Raw genomic sequence first — 18,589 nt, forward strand, 5'->3', positions numbered from 1 at the left:
CGCCGTCCTCCCCTCCCTGCCGGCACCACCCACGAGACCAGACAAGGACGTCACTCCGTGGCCATCAGCGTCTTCGACCTCTTCTCCATCGGCATCGGTCCGTCGAGTTCCCACACCGTCGGCCCGATGCGCGCCGCCCGGATGTTCGCCCGCCGCCTGAAGTCGGAGGGCCTGCTGACCGAGGTGACGGCCGTCCGCGCCGAGCTGTACGGCTCGCTGGGTGCCACCGGCCACGGCCACGGCACCCCCAAGGCGGTGCTGCTGGGCCTGGAGAACGCCTCCCCGCGCACCGTCGACGTCGACCAGGCCGACCGCGACGTCGAGCGGATCACCGCCGAGAAGCGGATCAACCTGCTCGGCGTCCACGCCATCGACTTCGACCCGGACAGCCAGCTGGTGCTGCACCGGCGCCGCTCGCTGCCGTACCACGCCAACGGCATGACCCTGTGGGCCTTCCGGGCCGACGGCTCCACCGTGCTGGAGAAGACCTACTACTCGGTCGGCGGCGGCTTCGTCGTCGACGAGGACGCCATCGGCGCGGACCGGGTCAAGCCCGACGACACCGTGCTGAAGTACCCCTTCCGCACCGGCGAGGAGCTGCTGCGGCTCACCCGGGAGACCGGCCTGTCCATCTCCGGCCTGATGCTGGAGAACGAGAAGGCCTGGCGCAGCGAGGAGGAGATCCGCGCCGGACTGCTGGAGATCTGGCGGGTGATGCAGGAGTGCGTCCGGGCCGGCATGTCCCGCGAGGGCATCCTCCCGGGCGGCCTCAAGGTGCGCCGCCGCGCCGCCGCAGCCGCCCGCGCGCTGCGCGCCGAGGGCATCGGCCCGGCCAACGCGATGGAGTGGGTGACCCTCTACGCGATGGCGGTCAACGAGGAGAACGCCTCCGGCCGCCGGGTGGTCACCGCCCCGACCAACGGCGCGGCCGGCATCATCCCCGCCGTCCTGCACTACTACCTGAACTTCATCCCGGGCGCCGACGAGGACGGCATCGTCCGCTTCCTCCTGGCGGCCGGCGCGATCGGCATGCTCTTCAAGGAGAACGCCTCCATCTCCGGCGCCGAGGTCGGCTGCCAGGGCGAGGTCGGCTCCGCCTGCTCGATGGCCGCCGGCGGCCTCGCCGAGGTCCTCGGCGGCTCCCCCGAGCAGGTCGAGAACGCCGCCGAGATCGGCATCGAGCACAACCTCGGCCTCACCTGCGACCCGGTCGGCGGCCTGGTCCAGATCCCCTGCATCGAGCGCAACGGCATGGCCTCCGTCAAGGCCGTCACGGCCGCCCGGATGGCCCTGCGCGGCGACGGCCGCCACCACGTCTCCCTCGACAAGGCGATCAAGACCATGAAGGAGACCGGCGCCGACATGAAGATCAAGTACAAGGAGACCTCGCGCGGCGGCCTCGCCGTCAACGTCATCGAGTGCTGACACCGCCCCCGCCGACGCCCGCGCCCCCGCCCTCCCGGCGGGGGCGCGGGCGTTTCAGGGCCCAGCCGGCCAGAACGATCGCCCGCACGCCGGCAGGTCGGCGAAGGCCGCCGAGGCGTCGGTGGTCACCACCGTCCGAGCGGTCGCCGGCGCCGTGGCCGCGGTGATCAGGTCGTGGGCGCCGCGCGGGCGGCCCTGTCGACGGACCCGGGCCATCAGCCGCGCGTCGACCCGCCGACCGCGCGCTCACTCGCAGGAGTGAACCATTCCGCATCCGGCCCGTCCGGGGTTCCGGCGCCTGCCATCGTGGCCGGACCGACACCCCCACCAGCCCCCGGAGCACGGATGAAGAACACCCGAACCGGCCTCCGCGCCCTCACCGCCCTGCTGCTGGCCACCGCCGTCGGCGTGGCCGGTGCCGGGCCGGCGGCGGCCCGCGCCGCGTTGCCGGACGCCACCGACGCGGCCTTCGCCGACGACTGCCTGCGCGCCCACAACGAGTACCGCGCCCGTCACGGCGTCCCGGCGCTGACCCCGGACCCCGCCGTCCAGGAGCACGCCAGGGCCCGGGTCGCCCGGCTCTCGACCTCCGAGGGCCTCTCCGGCGGCCACGACGGCCTCGACCCCGCGTACGGCGAGAACCAGTCCTGGTTCGGGAACGGCTCCGCGGTCCGGGCCGGCTGCCGCCAGGCCGTGGACGCCTGGTACGCGCAGCACAGGGACTACGACTACGACCGGCCCGACTACTCCGCCTCCACCGGCCTGTTCACCCAGGTGGTCTGGAAGTCCTCCACCCGCCTCGGCTGCGCCCGCGCCTTCGGCCGCGGCGGCACCTGGTACGAGACGTACATCGTCTGCGACTACGGGCCGGCGGGCAACGTCCTCGGCCAGTTCCCCCAGAACGTCCTCCCCCCGCGCACCTGACCGGCGGGTCAGCCGGCGGACACCCGGCGCAGGAGTTCGTCCGGCGTGAGGTCCTCCAGGTGGGTCAGGAAGATCCACACATGGCCCGAGGGGTCCTTGAGGACGGCGGTGCGGTCGCCGTGGAACATGTCCGTCGGCGGCTGCAGCACCTCCGCGCCGGCGGCCGCGGCCCGCTCGACGAGGGCGTCCACGTCCGGCACGTAGACGTGCAGGGCGACGCTCGTCCCCCCGAGCACGGCCGGGGCGGTGAACGGCGCGCCGTCCCCGGCGTCCCCCAGCATCAGCACGGACCGCCCGATGCTGACCTCCGCGTGCAGCACCCCGCCCCCGGGCCCGTCGATCCGGATGTCCTCCCGGGCCCCGAACGCCCGTACGTAGAAGTCGATCGCCGCACCGGCGTCGTCGACCATGATGTGCGGAACGGCCGCGTACCGGTAACGCCCGGGAACGACGCCGTCGGTGCCGGTCATGGTGGGATCCCCCTCCGTGGACGCCGCCGGCCGACTCACCGGCGGTCTGGGGATCACGGTAGGAATTGAAGCGGACTTCAGGTCAAGCGACGGCGCTCCGGACGGTCACAGATCGTTCCGATCATGAATAATCTCAGGCTGTGGCGTGAACCTATGCAAATTCCCAAGGTGAACTAGGTTACAAACCTTGAAATCCAAGCCACCTGGTTTGCCCACATGCTGAGATCCATGCGATAGTCGAAGCGTCCGACGGCGGGCGCCACCGACTGGCGCGCCTCGCCGTGGGCGACGGAGAAACTTCGGCCGGCCCGACCTGGCACGGCCGACGTCCATCGCGCGGCACGCACCCCCTTGGCCGGCGCGATGACTTGCAGGGGCCCCCAGCCACCGGACCACGGTGATACCGGGGGCCCCGCGTGTTTTCCCCGGACGGGGCCCGGGCCCGGCTCAGACCCGCTCGCGGACCTTCAGCTCGAACCAGACGCCCTTGCCGCGCGGCAGCAGGTCGGCGCCCCAGCGGTCCGCCAGGTCGTCGACCACCTGGAGCCCGCGCCCGCGCTCGTTGACCGGCAACGGGTCCGCCAGGACCATGCACGGCAGCGCCCGTGAGGAGTCCCGCACCTCCACCCGGACCCAGCCCGGCTTGCGCACCACGTGCAGTCCGATCGTCCGACCGGCGGCATGCCGCACCGCGTTGGCGACGAGCTCGCTGGTGAGTAACTCGCCGACCTCCAGGTGCTGGTGCAGGTCCCAGGTCTCCAGGGCCGCGAGCACCAGCCGGCGCGCCAGCGGGCCGGTCGCGGGCCGGGACGGCAACCGCACCTCCCGCGGCGCGTCCCGGTCGCACAGTCTCCCGACGTACAACTGCTCCAGCTCGTCGGAGCTGAGCCGCTCCAGTGCCACGAGGGCGTCCTGGAACGGCGCCCACGACGCGTCAGCGACCAAGCTGGATCCCGGAAGTGATGACTGATCTGTTTCGCCCCAACCCGCCATGCGGACCATCATTGCGGAACGCAAGCGGCCGCGTACGGACAATGAGCAAACGATCACTGGGTGTTTCGGCATATGCCGCATGCAACCCGAACCCGCGTTCGGGCAGGTCCGGGCCGTGCGACGGGCCGGCGGCTACCAGGCGCTCCAGTCGAGGTTCCAGCCGCCGAGGCCGTTGTCCGGCGCGACCCGGCCGCGGTCGGAGTTCTGCACGGTGACGATGTCCCCGATCAGCGAACCGTCGTAGAACTTGCCCGCCGAGGTGCCCGGACCGCCGCCCTCGACGTCCCTCAGGCCCACGCAGCCGTGGCTGACGTTGGTCTTGCCGAAGGGCAGGGGGTCGGCCCAGTAGTTGCCGTGCACATAGGTGCCGGAGTCGGTGAGCCGCATGGAATGCGGGGCCTGGAGGTCGTAGGGGGCGCCGGTCATCCCGGGCAGGGTGCTGGAACGCATCCGCACCACGCCCTCCTTGGACATGACGACCATGGTGCCGTTCCAGGTCGGGTACTCGGGCGAGCCGGAGGTGATCTCCACGACCGAGCTCTGGCCGTCCTGGTCCACCGTCATCCGGTGGGTCCTGGCGTCAACCGTCGAGATCTGGGATCGCCCGATAGTGAAGGGCTCGTCCCGGTCGACTCCCCCGTAGACGCCCGGCGCGATCTCCACGCTCTTCAGCCGGTACTGGACGGTGACCTGCGTGCCCGGGGTCCAGTACTTCTCGGGACGGAAGTCCAGCCGGCGGTTGCCGAACCAGTGGCCCTTCACCACGGTGCCGTCGCTGGTCCGGAAGGTGACGCCCTTCGCCACCGCCTCCTTGTTCTTCACGTCCTTGTCGAAGGAGACCGAGACGATCATGCCGACGCCGTAGGTGGCGCCGTCCTCGATGTTGTCGCTCGCCTTCGCCTCGCGCTCGGGCGTCAGCGTGGTGAAGCTGCTGTCCGCCGAGGCGACCACGCCGCCGGCGTCCGCCGCCAGCGCGCTCACCTGATAGGCGGTGCCGACCGCCAGCGGGCCGGACGGGGTCCAGCTCGAACCGTCGGCGGCCATCGTGCCGGCCACCTCCCGGCCGGCCTTGTCGCTCACCTTGACGGTCGTCAGCCTGCCCCCGGAGACCGCGACCTTGAGCGCGCCGTCCGGGGCGACGTCCACCGTGCCGGACTTCGGCTGGATGTCCACCACGGCCTGCGAGACCTCGGGCGCGGCGCTCGTGGCACCCGGAGCGGGCGCCCCCGGCGCCGCCGGGGCCGTGCCCGGGGCGGACGGCGCCGACGAGGCCCCCGCGGCCCCGCCCGCGCCCAGCTCCGCCTTGGCGGCGCTCCCGCTCCCTCCGCCGCCACCGCCGCAGGCGCTGGTCAGCAGCAGCGCTCCCCCGACCAGACCGGCGGCCACCACCGTGCGTATCGACCTCATCGTCGACTCCCTCCCTCGTCTCCGGTGTCCGACAGTTACACGCACCGCCCCCGGGAAAGGTTGCGCTGTTCGGAGCACTGACCGCGCGGAGAACGCGACCGGCCCGACCCCAACGAGTGAGGATCGGGCCGGTCGTCGCCGCGCCGGGGCCGCGAGGGCCTACCGGCGGGTAGGGTCTACCAGTTCGCCCAGCCGAGGTTCCAGCCGCTCAGGCCGTTCTCGGGGGCGACGGTCTTCTCCTTGGAGTTCTTGACGATGACGACGTCGCCGATCATCGAGTCGTTGAAGAACTTGCCCGCCACCGAGCTGTCGCTGCCGCCCTTCACGTCCTGCATCGAGATGCAGCCGTGGCTGGCGTTGGTCTTGCCGAACGGGTTGGCCCAGTAGTTGCCGTGCACGAAGGTGCCCGAGTTGGTCAGCCGCATCGCGTGCGGCACGTCCGGGATGTCGTACTCCTCGCCGAGGTTGACGGTCTGCGAGTTCATCCGGGTGACCTTCTCCTTGGACATGACCACCATGGTCCCGTTCCAGGAGGGGTTCTTCTCGTCGCCGAGGGTCACCGGCACGGTGTGGCTCGCGCCCGACCTGGTCACCGTCATCTGGTGGCTGGCGGAGTCGGCCACCGAGACCTGGGAGCGGCCGATGGTGAACGGCTCGTCCTTGTCGATGTCGCCGTAGATGCCCGGGGAGACCTCGACGTTCTTCAGCCGGTACTTGATGGTGACCTTGGTGCCGGGCTCCCAGTACTTCTCGGGGCGGAAGTCCAGGCGGTCCGAGCCGAACCAGTGGCCCTTCACCGTCGTGCCGTTGCTGGTCTCGAAGGTGATGCCCTGGAGGACGGCGTCCTTGTTCTTGACCGCCTTGCTGAACTTCACCGAGACGATCATGCCGACGCCGTAGGTGGCGTTGTCGGCGATGTTGTCGTTGGTGGAGACCTTCTTCGCGGGCGTCAGCGTGGTGAACGTGGTGGTGGACGCGGCCACCAGGCCCTCGGTGTCGGTGGCCTGGGCGTTCACCTTGTACGCCATGCCGACGGCCAGCGCGGCGTCGGGCTTCCAGCCGCTGCCGTCGGCGCTGATGGCGCCCGCGACCGGCTTGCCCTCCTTGTCGGTCACCTCGACCGCGGTGAGCTTGCCGTTGGTCACGCCGACCTTGAGCGCGCCGTCCGGGGCGACGTCCTGGGCGCCGTCCTTCGGCTCGACGTTGAGCACGGCGGCCGAGGTCTTCGGCGTGGTCGCGCTCGGGGCCGGCGTGGCGCCGTTGCCGGCGTCCCCCGTGCCGTTGGCCCCGGCGGTGGCGGCCGCCTCGCCGCCCCCGGTGTCCTTCTTGTCGTCGCCGCCGCCACAGGCCGCGGTGAGCAGCAGCACCCCGCCCATCGCCAACGCCACCGCGCTCTGACGCACGCGGCGGCGGGTGACGGTGGTACGTATCGCGGCGTCGGCCGCCCTAACCGGCTTCACGGTTTCTCCCCTCCCGGTGTTCATCCTGATGGACGCACTGTTCGCCCGGACGGGTTGCACCGGACCGGCGATCATTCGCGCCGGGCTTCGGCGCGGCAAGCAGGATAGCTGGGCCGAACGGGTGAATCCTGGGGAGGCTGCCGGTGAACGCCGGTGAAGATCATCCGCACATGGTCGTCAGGGGGCGGCCGTCGGGGACGGACTCGCGGACGGGCTCGGGAACGGGGCCGGAGAGGGGGCCGGAGAGGGGGCCGGAGAGGGGGCCGGAGAGGGCGCGGGAGCCTGGCTCACCACCGCTCCGGCGGCCGGGGCGGCGGAGGGGCTCGCGCCGCCCCGGAGGGCGCTTCCGGCCTCCCACTGCGCCCAGGACAGGTTCCACCCGTTCAGCCCGTTGTTCGCCGGCACCACGTCCCCCGTGGAGGCCCGCACCTCGAACACGTCCCCCGGGATCGTGTGCTCGAACAGCCAGCCCGCCGGGGTCTCGCCGCTCGCCCCGCCCTTGGCGTCCGCCAGGCCGATGCAGCCGTGGCTGGTGTTGGCGGTGCCGAACACCGACGGGTCGGCCCAGTAGTTGCCGTGCACGAAGGTGCCCGAGGTGGTCAGCCGCATCGCGTGCGGCACGTCCTTGATGTCGTACTCGTCGCCCATCCCGACGGTCTGCGAGTTCATCCGGGTGACCTTGTACTTCTCGGACACCACGAGCACGCCCCGGTACGTCGGGTGCTTGGCGTCCCCGGCGGACACCTGGAGGGCGCGCAGCACCTTGCCGCCCTGGCCGGCGCGGACGGTGAGGGTGCGGGCGTCGAGGTCGACGGTGGACACCTGGGCCCGGCCGACGGTGAACCGGACGTCCTTGTGCTGGGTGCCGAACTCGCCCGGCGCGCCCTGCACGTCCTTGAGCCGCAGCGCCACCGTGACCCTGGTGCCCGCCGCCCAGTACTGCCGGGGGCGGAAGTCCAGGCGCTGGCCGCCGAACCAGTGCGCGGCCACCTCCACCGGCGGGTCGGCGGTCACCGCGATCGCGCGCTCCACCGCGGCCCGGTCGGTGATCGGGCGGCTGAACCGCAGCGAGACCGGCATGCCGACGCCGACCGTGGAGCCGTCCTCGGGGGTGAAGAAGGCGGCGAAGGTGTGCAAGGGGGCCATCGTCGAGAACTCGGTGTGCTGGGCCGCCCGCAGGCCCTGGTCGTCCTCGGCGACGGCGTCCAGGGTGAACGCGGTGGCCAGCGGCAGCGGCCCGTCCGGGGTCCAGCCCGCGCCGTCCGCGGCGAGCGAGCCGGGGACCTCGCCGCCCCGGGTGTCGGCGAGCCGGACGGAGACCAGCCGGCCCTGGGCGACCGTCACCCGGACCGGGCCCTCGGGCGGGAGGTTCTGGGTGTCGTCGGCGGGCAGCGCGGTGATCGTCGCCCGGGACGCGGGCGGCGGGGCGGCCGGGCCGCTCGCCCCGGCGGCGTCCCCGCTCGCGCCCGCCGGCGCCCCGCCCCCGCCGGCGCACCCGGCCAGCACCGCCAGGCAGCAGCCCAGCGCCGCCAGCCGCCGTACCCACATCCGGGGCCTCCCACCCTCACCGTCCGATACCCCCACAACGAGGCCGCTCCCCCCAGGACACGCCGCCGCCCCGGGCCCCGGTGGACGCTCCTCCTCCCCCACGCGGAGCGGGACGGGGCCGGCCCCGAGGGAGTGCGCCCGGGCGCCATCTGCCGGTAAGACGGTGTTCAGCCGCTTCCGTCCGGCGCGAACAGGGAATGAGAGACCGCACGGGGTCCGGGACACCCCGCCAGGGAGGGCACCGCCATGGCGTCAGGGCAGGAGTCGGCGACCGCCGTACGCGCGCAGCCCGGCGGCGCGGTGCCGTGGCCGGGCAGCCGGCAGCCGCTCGGCGCCCGCTTCCACCCCGGCCCGGACGGCCGCCCCGGCACCAACTTCGCGCTCTGGGCCGCCGGCGCCGAGGCCGTCGACCTCTGCCTCTTCGACGAGGACGGCCGCGAGAGCCGGCTGCGCCTCACCGAGCAGGACGCCCAGACCTGGCACGGCTTCGTCCCCGGCGTCCTGCCCGGCACCCGCTACGGCTACCGCGTGCACGGCCGCTGGGACCCGTGGACCGGCGCCCGGTGGAACCCCGCCAAGCTGCTGCTCGACCCCTACGCCCGGGCCGTCGACGGCGCCTACACCTCCCACGACGCCGTCTGCGCCGCCGTCCGCGGCTGGCCCGAGGCGGACGTCGCCGACACCGTCCGGGACAACCGCGACTCGGCCCCGTACGTACCCCGGTCCGTCGTCGTCCGGGACGACGACGACTGGTCCGACGACCACCGCCCGAAGACGCCCTGGGCCGAGACCGTCCTCTACGAGCTGCACGTCCGCGGCTTCACCCTGCGCCACCCCGACGTGCCGCCCGCCCTGCGCGGCACCTACGCCGGCCTCGCCCACCCCGCCGCCCTCGCCCACCTCACCGGGCTCGGCGTCACCGCGGTCGAACTGCTGCCCGTCCACCACCACGTCAGCGAGGACCACCTCCAGGCCCGCGGCCTGGTCAACTACTGGGGCTACAACACCGTCGGCTACTTCGCCCCGCACGCCGGCTACTCGGCCTCCGGCTCGCGCGGCGGCCAGGTCGGCGAGTTCAAGCGGATGGTCCGCGCGCTGCACGCCGCCGGCATCGAGGTGATCCTCGACGTCGTCTACAACCACACCGCCGAGGGCGCCGAGCTGGGCCCCTCGCTGTCCCTGCGCGGCATCGACAACGCCGGCCACTACCGCCTGCCGCCCAACCGCCCGCGCGGCTACGCCGACTACACCGGCTGCGGCAACACCCTGGACACCCGCCGCCCCCAGGTGATCCGGCTGGTCACCGACTCGCTGCGGTACTGGGTGCACGAGATGGGCGTGGACGGCTTCCGCTTCGACCTCGCCGCCGCCCTCGCCCGCGGCGGCGCGGGCAACGAGGTCGTCATGGACCACCCGCTGCTCGCCGCCATCGCCCAGGACCCGCTGCTCAGCCGGGTGAAGCTGATCGCCGAGCCGTGGGACGTCGGCCCGGGCGGCTACCGGGTGGGCGGCTTCCCGCCCCCGTGGGCCGAGTGGAACGACCGCTACCGCGACACCGTGCGCGACTTCTGGCGCGGCGCCCGCCCGGACGTCCGGGAGCTCGGCTACCGCCTCTCCGGCTCCTCCGACCTCTACCAGCACGCCGGCCGCCGCCCGTACGCCTCCGTCAACTACGTGACCGCCCACGACGGCTTCACCCTGCGCGACCTGGTCTCCTACGACCGCAAGCACAACGAGGCCAACGGCGAGGCCAACCGGGACGGCACCGACGACAACCGCTCCTGGAACCACGGCGCCGAGGGCGAGAGCACCGACCCCGCCGTCACCGCCCTGCGCCGCCGCCAGCTGCGCAACCTCACCGCCACCCTGCTGCTCTCCGCCGGCGTCCCGATGCTCACCGCCGGGGACGAGTTCGGCCGCACCCAGGGCGGCAACAACAACGCCTACTGCCAGGACAACGAGGTGAGCTGGCTGGACTGGTCGCTGCTGGACGACCCGGCCTGGCGCGGCCTGCACGCGTTCACCGCCGCCCTGGTCCGGCTCCGCCGCCGTCATCCGGTGCTGCGGCGGCGGTCGTTCTTCTCCGGCCGCGCCGCCACACCGGGCGGCCGGCCCGATCTGCTCTGGTTCACCCCGCTTGGCCGGGACATGACCGAGACCGACTGGTTTGCGCCGTCCGCGTCACTGGGCATGCTCCTGTCGGGAACCGCGATGTCCGAACGCGACGCCCAGGGTCGTCCGTTGCTCGACGACAGCTTCCTGCTGCTCCTCAACGCGGGTGCGCACCCCCTTCCGTTCATTCTGCCCGGTGCCCCCTGGACGGCCGAGAGCACCCGCTACGAGACGGTCGTCGACACCTCCGCCGAGGACGGCACCGGGCCCACCGGTCTACACCTCCCGAACGACACGGTGCTGCTCACCGGGCGCACGCTGCGCCTTTTCCGGGCAACGCCCTGATCCGGCCGAACACTTGGCCGGTAATCGACGGTTCGTTCGATACCTGGCTGAGCAATAGGGAGTATCCGGCCTATTCTCGCCGCGATGGCCAAGAACCCAGTCCTTGACACCGCCACCGATTCCGTCGCAGTGCCCGGCACCGCGCCTCCCGCGCCCCGCCGTTCGACAGTGCGATCGCTCCTTCGGCTGTGGCCCTACGTCCGTCCGGTCCGCACGCGCCTGGTCGTCTCGGTGACCGCCGCGCTGCTCGCCTCCCTCAGCACCCTGCTCGTCCCGATCGTCCTCGGCCGGATCGTCGACGGCCCGATCGCCGAGCACGACCTCGAAGCCCTCTGGCCCCTCGCGGCCCTCCTGCTCCTGCTCGGCCTCTCCGAGGCCGCCTTCTTCCACCTCCGCCGGGTCGTGGTCGCCAGGCCGCTGGCCGACGTCGAGACGACCCTGCGCGGCGAACTCTTCGGCAAGCTGCAGCGACTGCCGGTCTCCTTCCACGACCGTTGGGGCTCCGGCCAGTTGCTCTCACGCGCGATGTCCGACCTGTACGTCATGCGGACGTTCCTGTCGTTCCCGCTGATCTTCCTCGTCGTCAACACGCTGACCTTCCTGGCCGGCATCGCGCTGATGTTCACCCAGGACTGGCGGCTCGCCCTCATCACCCTCGGCCCGGCCGTCCCGCTGTTCCTGCTCACCCGCCGCTTCGAGTCCCGCTACTCCCGGGCCACCCGCCTGACGCAGGACCGGAACGGCGACCTCGCCACCCTCGTCGAGGAGTCCGTCCTCGGCATCCGGATCCTCAAGGCCTTCGGCCGCCACCGCTCGATGGCGGAGCGGTTCCACCAGCAGTCCGCCGTGCTCCGCCGGACCGAGCTGGAGAAGGCCGGCATGCTCGCCAACCTCTGGTCGATCGTCATCGGCCTGCCCGAACTCGCCCTCGGCTGCGCCCTCGCCGTCGGCGCCTACCTGGTCGCGCACGACGAGCTGAGCGCCGGCGCCCTGGTCGCCTTCCTCTCCACCGCCCTCACCGTGCGCTGGCCGATCGAGTCGCTCGGCTGGCTGATGGCCTACTCCAACGAGGCCGCCACCGCGACCGACCGCTTCTTCGAGGTGCTGGACGAGCCCGACGCCGAACCGGCCGAAGCCGTCCGCACGACCACGACCGCCGCCGTGAAGACCGCCACCACCCCCGACGGCATCCGGCTCACCGGCGTCCGCTTCCGCTACCCCGACGCCCCCGCGGGCACCCCCGACCTGCTCCGCGGCGTGGACCTGCACATCCGCAGCGGCGAGACGATGGCCCTGGTCGGCGCCACCGGCAGCGGCAAGACCACGCTGACCGCCCTGCTGCCCCGCCTCTACGAGATCACCGCCGGCACCATCACCCTGGACGGCCGGGACATCCGCGAGCTGGACCGCACACACCTGCGCGAACTGGTCGCGGTCGCCTTCGAGGACCCCATCCTGTTCTCCACCACCATCCGGGAGAACGTGCTGATGGGCGCCCCCGGCGCGGGCGACGACCAGCTGCGCGCCGCCCTCGCCACCGCCCAGGCCGGGTTCGTCGACCAGCTGTCCGAGGGCGTCGACACCGAGGTCGGCGAGCAGGGCCTGGGCCTGTCCGGCGGCCAGCGCCAGCGGCTCGCGCTGGCCCGCGCCGTGGTCGGCGACCCGGCCTTCCTGGTGCTCGACGACCCGCTCTCCGCGCTGGACGTGCACACCGAAGCGCTGGTCGAACGCGCCCTGCGCGAGGTCCTCGCCTCCACCACCGCCCTGGTGGTCGCCCACCGCCCGAGCACCGTGCTGCTCGCCGACCGGGTCGCGGTCCTCGCCGACGGCCGGATCGAGACGGTCGGCACCCACCAGGAACTGCTGCAGAGCTCGGCGCGCTACCGCGCACTCATGTCGGGCGAGGCCGCCCTCGCCCCCGAGAGGAGCACCGCCCGATGACCACCGCCTGCGAGCCCGTCGACACCCGGACGGAGGACCTCGGCGCGGGACCGGCCGGTCCGCCCGAGGACCAGCTGCCGCCCCCGCCGGCCGACGAGGAGGACATCCCCGTCCCGCCCGGAGCGCCCGGCGCCCTGCTGCGCTCGCTGCTCGGCCCGCTCCGGGGCCGGATCGCCGCCGCGATGGCGGTGATCCTGCTCCAGCAGGCCGCCCTGCAGTCCGGACCGCTGCTGGTCGCCCTCGCGATGGACCGCGGCATCCCGGCACTGCGCGACCACGACGCCGGCCCGCTGATCGCGGTGATCGCCGGCTACCTGGGCTGCGCGCTGCTCGGCACGCTGTTCCAGTGGACGTTCATCAGGATCAGCGCCCGGATCAACCAGGACGTCCTGATGGACCTGCGCGGCCGGATCTTCCGGCACGCCCAGCGGCTCAGCCTGGACTTCCACGAGCGCTACACCTCGGGCCGGATCATCTCGCGCGCCACCAGCGACGTGGAGGCGCTGCGCGAACTGCTCTCCGAAGGACTCCAGGAGCTGCTGACGGTCACCCTGTCGGTCTGCTCCATCTCGGTGATCCTGCTGGTGCTGGACTGGCAGCTCGGCCTGGCCGCGCTGCTCGCCTTCCTGCCGCTGTGGCTGATCACCCAGTCGTTCCGGCAGCGCTCGCGCGTGGTCTACCGGCGCTCGCGCACCGCGGCGGCCTCGCTGATCGTCCGCTTCACCGAGACCATGAACGGCATCCGCCCGGTGAAGGCGTTCCGCCGCGAGCGCACCAACGACGCCGCGTTCGGCGTGGTGAACCGGCAGTCGGCCGCCGCCACCGCGGACAGCCTGCTGGAGGTCGCCCGGTACGGGGGCCTCTCCCGGATGACGGCCAACATCTGGACCACCGGCGTGGTGGTGCTCGGCGCCTACCTGGTCACCGACGGCTCGACCGAGCTGGGCGTGCTGACCGCCTTCGTGCTCTACCTGCACCGGTTGTTCGAGCCGATCGACCAGCTGGCGATGTTCCTGAACAGCTACCAGTCGGCCGCCGCCGCGCTGGAGAAGATCTCCGGCCTGCTCGCCCACGAGCCCACCGTGGCCGAGCCGGCGCGGCCCAAGGAGCTGCCGGCCTCGGCGATCAAGGGCCGGGAGGTGCACTTCGAGAAGACCCGGTTCGCCTACCGGACCGGCAAGGAGGTGCTGCCGCCGTTCGACCTGCTGCTGCCGGCCGGGCAGACCGTCGCCGTGGTCGGCGCGACCGGGGCCGGGAAGTCGACGGTGGCCAAGCTGCTCGCCCGGTTCTACGACCCGACCGAGGGCCGGATCACCCTGGACGGGGTGGACCTGCGCGACCTGACCGGCCCGGAGCTGCGGCGCGGGGTGGTGATGGTGACCCAGGAGTCCTTCCTGTTCTCCGGCACGGTCGCCGAGAACATCGCCATCGGCCGTCCGGGCGCCGACCGCGCCGAGATCGAGGAGGCCGCCCGGGCGATCGGCGCGCACGACTTCATCGCCGCGCTGCCGGACGGCTACGACACCGACGTGCGCAAGCGCGGCGGGCGGATCTCGGCCGGCCAGCGGCAGCTGGTCGCCTTCGCCCGCGCGCTGCTGGCCGACCCGGCGGTGCTGATCCTGGACGAGGCCACCAGCTCGCTGGACGTGCCCGGCGAGCAGGCGGTGCAGCAGGCGATGCGCACGGTGCTGGCCGGCCGGACGGCCGTGATCATCGCCCACCGCCTCTCCACCGTGGAGATCGCGGACCGGGTGCTGGTGATGGACCAGGGCGAGATCGTCGAGGACGGCACCCCGGGCGAGCTGATCGAGCGCGCCGGCCGCTTCGCCCGGTTGCACCGGGCCTGGCAGGACAGCCTGGTCTGACCCGCGATCCCGGCACCCCGACACCCGACAGGTAAGAGACCCATGGCCCTTTCGTCCATTACCGAAAGGGCCTATGGTCGTTTTCGAGGGCTCACCGACTCAGGCTCACGAAGGGGATCGGCCATGGTCGACCGTCACCACTGGGAGCAGTGGCAGCGCAGTTGGGACCGCCAGCAGGAGTGGTACCTGCCCGACCGCGAGGAGCGGTTCCGGGTGATGCTCGACGTCGTCGAGGCGGTGACCGGGCCCGCCCCGCGCGTCCTCGATCTCGCCTGCGGCACCGGCAGCATCACCGAGCGCCTGCTCGCCCGGCTGCCCGGCGCCACCAGTGTCGGCGTGGACCAGGACCCGGCGCTGATGACCATCGCCCGCGGCGTCCTCGGCGACGACGAGCGGTTCACCCTGGTCACCGCCGACCTCAAGGACCCGCGGTGGGCCGACGCCCTCCCGCCCGGCCCGTTCGACGCGGTGGTGACCGCCACCGCGCTGCACTGGCTGCCCGGCACCGTCCTGGTCCGGCTCTTCGGCGAGCTGGCCGGCCTGGTCCGCCCCGGCGGGGTGTTCCTCAACGCCGACCACATGCCCGACCCGGAGGTCCCGCTGCTCAACACCGCCGAACGGGCCCTGCGGCACGCGCGGCAGGAGCGGGAGAAGGGCGAGGGCGTCCTCGACTGGGAGGGCTGGTGGCTCGCCGCCGCGGCCGACCCGCTGCTCGCCGAGCAGGTGGCCGTCCGCAACCGGCTGTACGGCACGCACGGCGAGGGCGGGTCGCACCCGACCGGCTGGCACGTCGGGCGGCTGCGTGAGGCCGGCTTCGCCGAGGCCGGGGTGGCCTGGCGCTCGGTCACCGACGCCCTGGTCGCCGCCGTGAGGTAGCAGGAGGGGCGCCGGCCGCCGGGCCGGCGCCCCTCCCCCGCCCCGGTCAGCGCAGCAGCCCGGCGTCCATCCCGGTCGCCTCCGCCGGCAGCGCGACCAGGCCCGGTTCGGCGGGCGAGGCCAGCCGGGGATGGGCCGGCAGCACCCGGACGGTGTAGCCGAACGGCCCGGTGCGGCCGAGCTCCAGCGAGCCCTCGTACCTGGTCCGCCCGTCGAGGTCGGGCCCGCCGACCGGCTTGAGGGCCAGCAGGCAGGCGTCGGAGATCCGGTCCGACTCGTCGACCCGGCCGGACACCACCTGCACCTCGACGTCGGCCGGCTCCAGGGACCCGAGCGCCACCTGCACCCGCAGCGCCAGCGCGCTGCCCAGCTCCTGCGCCTCGTCCGGGCAGTCCGCCTCGACGTGCTCCACCCGGACCACCGGCCAGGCCTCGCGCACCTTCGCCTTCCACTCGGCCAGCTCGTGCGCGGCCCGGAACGCGCCCGTCCCCGCCAGCTCGCGCTGGGCCAGCGCGGCCGGGGCGTAGAGCCGTTCGACGTACTCGCGGACCATCCGCCCGGCCAGCACCTTGGGCCCGAGGGTGACCAGGGTGTGCCGGACCATCGCGATCCACCGGTGCGGCAGGCCGTCCGAGCCCCGGTCGTAGAACCGGGTGGCCACCTGCTCCTCGATCAGGTCGTAGAGCGCGGCGGCCTCGATGTCGTCGCGCCGCTCGGCCTCCCGGCTGTCCGGGTCGAGCACCCCGTCACCGGTGTCGGCGGTGGGGATCGCCCAGCCGTTCTGGCCGTCGAACCACTCGTCCCACCAGCCGTCCAGCACCGAGAGGTTGAGGCAGCCGTTGAGCGCGGCCTTCATTCCGGAGGTGCCGCAGGCCTCCAGTGGCCGCAGCGGGTTGTTCAGCCAGACGTCGCAGCCCGGGTAGAGGTGCTGGGCCATCGCCATGTCGTAGTCCGGCAGGAAGACGATCCGGTGCCGGACGGCCGGGTCGTCGGCGAAGGCGACCATCTGCTGGATCAGCCGCTTGCCGCCGTCGTCGGCCGGGTGGGCCTTGCCGGCCACCACGATCTGCACCGGCCGGGTCGGGTGCAGCAGCAGGGCGCGCAGCCGCTGCTGGTCGCGGAGCATCAGGGTGAGCCGCTTGTAGGACGGCACCCGGCGGGCGAAGCCGATGGTGAGCACGTCCGGGTCGAGCACCGAGGAGACCCAGCCGAGTTCGGCCTCGCCGGCCCCGCGCTGGCGCCAGGAGGCGCGCAGCCGGTGGCGGACCTCCTCGACCAGCTGGGCCCGCAGGGTCCGGCGCAGGTCCCAGACCTCGCTGTTGCCGATCCTCTCCAGGCCCGTCCAGCGCTGGGTCTCGCCGGTGGTCATCGCCTCCTCGGCCCGGTCGGCGCCGAGTTCGGCGGCGCCGAGCCGCACCACGGCCGGGTCGATCCAGGTGGCGGCGTGCACGCCGTTGGTGACGGAGGTGATCGGGACGTCGGCGGCGTCGAAGCCCGGCCACAGGCCGTTGAACATCGAGCGGCTGACCTCGCCGTGCAGGGTGGAGACCCCGTTGGCGCGCTGGGCGAGCCGCAGGCCCATGGCGGCCATGTTGAACAGCTTGGGGTCGCCGCCGCGCCAGGTCTCGGCGCCGAGCGCGAGCACCTGGTCGGCCGGGACGCCGGGCAGCGCGGCGTCGCCGCCGAAGTGCCGGGCGACCAGCTCGCGGTCGAAGCGGTCGATGCCGGCCGGGACCGGCGTGTGGGTGGTGAACAGGGTGCCGGCCCGGACCGCCTCCAGGGCGGCGGCGAAGTCGAGGCCGGTGTCGGCGACCAGTTCGCGGATCCGCTCGACGCCGAGGAAGCCGGCGTGGCCTTCGTTGGTGTGGAAGACCTCGGGGGCGGGGTGGCCGGTGAGCCGCTGGTAGGCGCGCACCGCCCGGACGCCGCCGATGCCGAGCAGCATCTCCTGGAGCAGCCGGTGCTCGCTGCCGCCGCCGTAGAGCCGGTCGGTGACATCGCGCTCGGCGGGCGAGTTGGCCTCGATGCCGGAGTCGAGCAGCAGCAGCGGGACGCGCCCGACCTGGGCCTTCCAGATGTGCGCGGCGAGGGTGCGGCCGCCGGGGAGGGCGAGGTCGACCCGGCTGGGGGTGCCGTCGCCCTCGCGGAGCAGGGTGACGGCCAGCTCGTCCGGGTCCAGCAGGGGGTAGCGCTCCTGCTGCCAGCCGTCCCGGTCGAGGGACTGCCGGAAGTAGCCGTGCCGGTAGAAGAGGCCGACACCGATGACCGGGACGCCCAGGTCGCTGGCGGCCTTGAGGTGGTCGCCGGCCAGGATGCCGAGGCCGCCGGAGTACTGGGGCAGCGCGGCGGCGATGCCGTACTCGGGCGAGAAGTAGGCGATGGCGGCGGGCAGCGGGGCGGCGGCGGCCTGCTGCCCGGCGCCCTGGTACCAGCGCGGGCCGGCCAGGTACTCCCGCAGGTCGTCGGCGAGGTCGCCGAGCCGGCGCAGGAACCGGCGGTCGGCGGCGAGCGCGGTGAGCCGGGCGGCGGGGACCTCCCCGAGCAGCCGCACCGGGTCCTCGCCCGTCGCGGCCCAGACGTCCGGGTCCACGGACCGGAAGAGGTCCCGGGTCTCGGGGTGCCAGGACCAGCGCAGGTTGAGGGCCAGCTCGTGCAACGGCTGGAGTTGTTCGGGCAGGACGGTGCGGACGGTGAATCTGCGGATTGCCTTCACGGCGTGAAGCGTAGCCTCGACGGATGGCATGATGGTGCGTCAGTTGGGCTATTCGGCATCCGTTCGGCCTATTGATGAGATCGCATTCGGCGCATTGGTCTGCACGGGGGGCGCGCGAGGCGCACTTTCCGCGGCGCCGCGCCACCAATGCGTGAACGCCGTGGAACAGATCGATTTCCCCCGGCGGACCCGCGCCCGATCGTCGCTGGAACTCCTGGCGTACCGCTGCGGAATCGGGGTCACCGGTGCGAGGATGAAGCACGGTCGTCGATGCTGCGGGGTGTGCGGAGACGGGTGGCGTTCCCCCGCGAAGCAGCACGTCCGAATCCTTTTCGCGTTGACCGTTCCTCATCCTGATTGGTCCATTCGGCGCCCATCGCGGACCGCCGCGTGTCCTGGCCCCGGCCCCGCTCGTTCACGGGTGGGCTGGGTCGTCCGGAGGCGCGCCCGGAGAGGCGTGCGCCGGAACGCGCGCGGGCTCTCGGGCTCTCCGCCACGGGCCGAGCAGGA

Annotated in this window: 12 protein-coding genes; 6 read left to right on the forward strand and 6 right to left on the reverse strand. The window is 73.1% G+C overall.

Annotation, left to right across the window (positions count from 1 at the left end; all coding sequences use genetic code 11):
- Positions 1 to 57 precede the first annotated feature (57 nt).
- Complete coding sequence (locus ABTX81_RS26660; RefSeq protein ID WP_350550226.1) at positions 58 to 1,425, forward strand: L-serine ammonia-lyase; 1,368 nt, start codon at positions 58 to 60, stop codon at positions 1,423 to 1,425.
- A gap of 345 nt (positions 1,426 to 1,770) precedes the next feature.
- A complete protein-coding gene (locus tag ABTX81_RS26665; protein WP_350550229.1) occupies positions 1,771 to 2,349 on the forward strand; it encodes a CAP family protein in 579 nt (192 codons plus the stop codon).
- Between the two features lie 8 nt (positions 2,350 to 2,357).
- Here ABTX81_RS26665 and ABTX81_RS26670 read toward each other — a convergent pair whose 3' ends face one another.
- The 5 genes from ABTX81_RS26670 to ABTX81_RS26690 form a co-directional block, all read right to left on the reverse strand.
- Complete coding sequence (locus tag ABTX81_RS26670; RefSeq protein WP_350550232.1) at positions 2,358 to 2,819, reverse strand: VOC family protein; 462 nt, start codon at positions 2,817 to 2,819, stop codon at positions 2,358 to 2,360.
- Positions 2,820 to 3,266: 447 nt separating this feature from the next.
- Positions 3,267 to 3,824: an ATP-binding protein gene (locus ABTX81_RS26675; RefSeq protein WP_502892866.1), complete on the reverse strand. Its 558-nt coding sequence runs from the start codon at positions 3,822 to 3,824 to the stop codon at positions 3,267 to 3,269.
- A gap of 120 nt (positions 3,825 to 3,944) precedes the next feature.
- Positions 3,945 to 5,219 carry a L,D-transpeptidase gene (locus ABTX81_RS26680; protein WP_350550237.1) on the reverse strand — a complete coding sequence of 425 codons (1,275 nt, stop codon included), beginning with the start codon at positions 5,217 to 5,219 and terminating at the stop codon, positions 3,945 to 3,947.
- A 176-nt stretch (positions 5,220 to 5,395) separates the two neighbouring features.
- On the reverse strand, positions 5,396 to 6,679 hold the full coding sequence (locus tag ABTX81_RS26685) for a L,D-transpeptidase (RefSeq protein WP_350550240.1): 1,284 nt from the start codon (positions 6,677 to 6,679) through the stop codon (positions 5,396 to 5,398).
- Positions 6,680 to 6,856: 177 nt separating this feature from the next.
- Positions 6,857 to 8,227, reverse strand: coding sequence for a L,D-transpeptidase (locus ABTX81_RS26690; protein ID WP_350550243.1), 1,371 nt, complete (start codon positions 8,225 to 8,227; stop codon positions 6,857 to 6,859).
- A gap of 246 nt (positions 8,228 to 8,473) precedes the next feature.
- Between ABTX81_RS26690 and glgX the strand changes: the two genes are divergently transcribed.
- The 4 genes from glgX to ABTX81_RS26710 all read left to right on the forward strand — a co-directional run bounded on the left by glgX (position 8,474) and on the right by ABTX81_RS26710 (position 15,366).
- The gene (gene glgX, locus ABTX81_RS26695) at positions 8,474 to 10,684 is read left to right on the forward strand and encodes a glycogen debranching protein GlgX (protein WP_350550246.1); all 2,211 of its coding nucleotides are present in this window, start codon (positions 8,474 to 8,476) and stop codon (positions 10,682 to 10,684) included.
- A gap of 84 nt (positions 10,685 to 10,768) precedes the next feature.
- The gene (locus tag ABTX81_RS26700; RefSeq protein ID WP_502892867.1) at positions 10,769 to 12,625 is read left to right on the forward strand and encodes an ABC transporter ATP-binding protein; all 1,857 of its coding nucleotides are present in this window, start codon (positions 10,769 to 10,771) and stop codon (positions 12,623 to 12,625) included.
- A complete protein-coding gene (locus tag ABTX81_RS26705; RefSeq protein WP_350550250.1) occupies positions 12,622 to 14,490 on the forward strand; it encodes an ABC transporter ATP-binding protein in 1,869 nt (622 codons plus the stop codon). The genes ABTX81_RS26700 and ABTX81_RS26705 overlap by 4 nt, the downstream gene beginning before the upstream one ends.
- Positions 14,491 to 14,613: 123 nt before the next feature.
- Complete coding sequence (locus ABTX81_RS26710; protein WP_350550253.1) at positions 14,614 to 15,366, forward strand: class I SAM-dependent methyltransferase; 753 nt, start codon at positions 14,614 to 14,616, stop codon at positions 15,364 to 15,366.
- Between the two features lie 46 nt (positions 15,367 to 15,412).
- Here ABTX81_RS26710 and glgP read toward each other — a convergent pair whose 3' ends face one another.
- Entirely contained in the window at positions 15,413 to 18,079 is a 2,667-nt protein-coding gene (gene glgP / locus ABTX81_RS26715) for an alpha-glucan family phosphorylase (RefSeq protein WP_350550255.1), read from the reverse strand.
- Positions 18,080 to 18,589 lie beyond the last annotated feature (510 nt).

This window comes from Kitasatospora sp. NPDC097605, from assembly GCF_040302725.1.
Lineage (GTDB): Bacteria > Actinomycetota > Actinomycetes > Streptomycetales > Streptomycetaceae > Kitasatospora.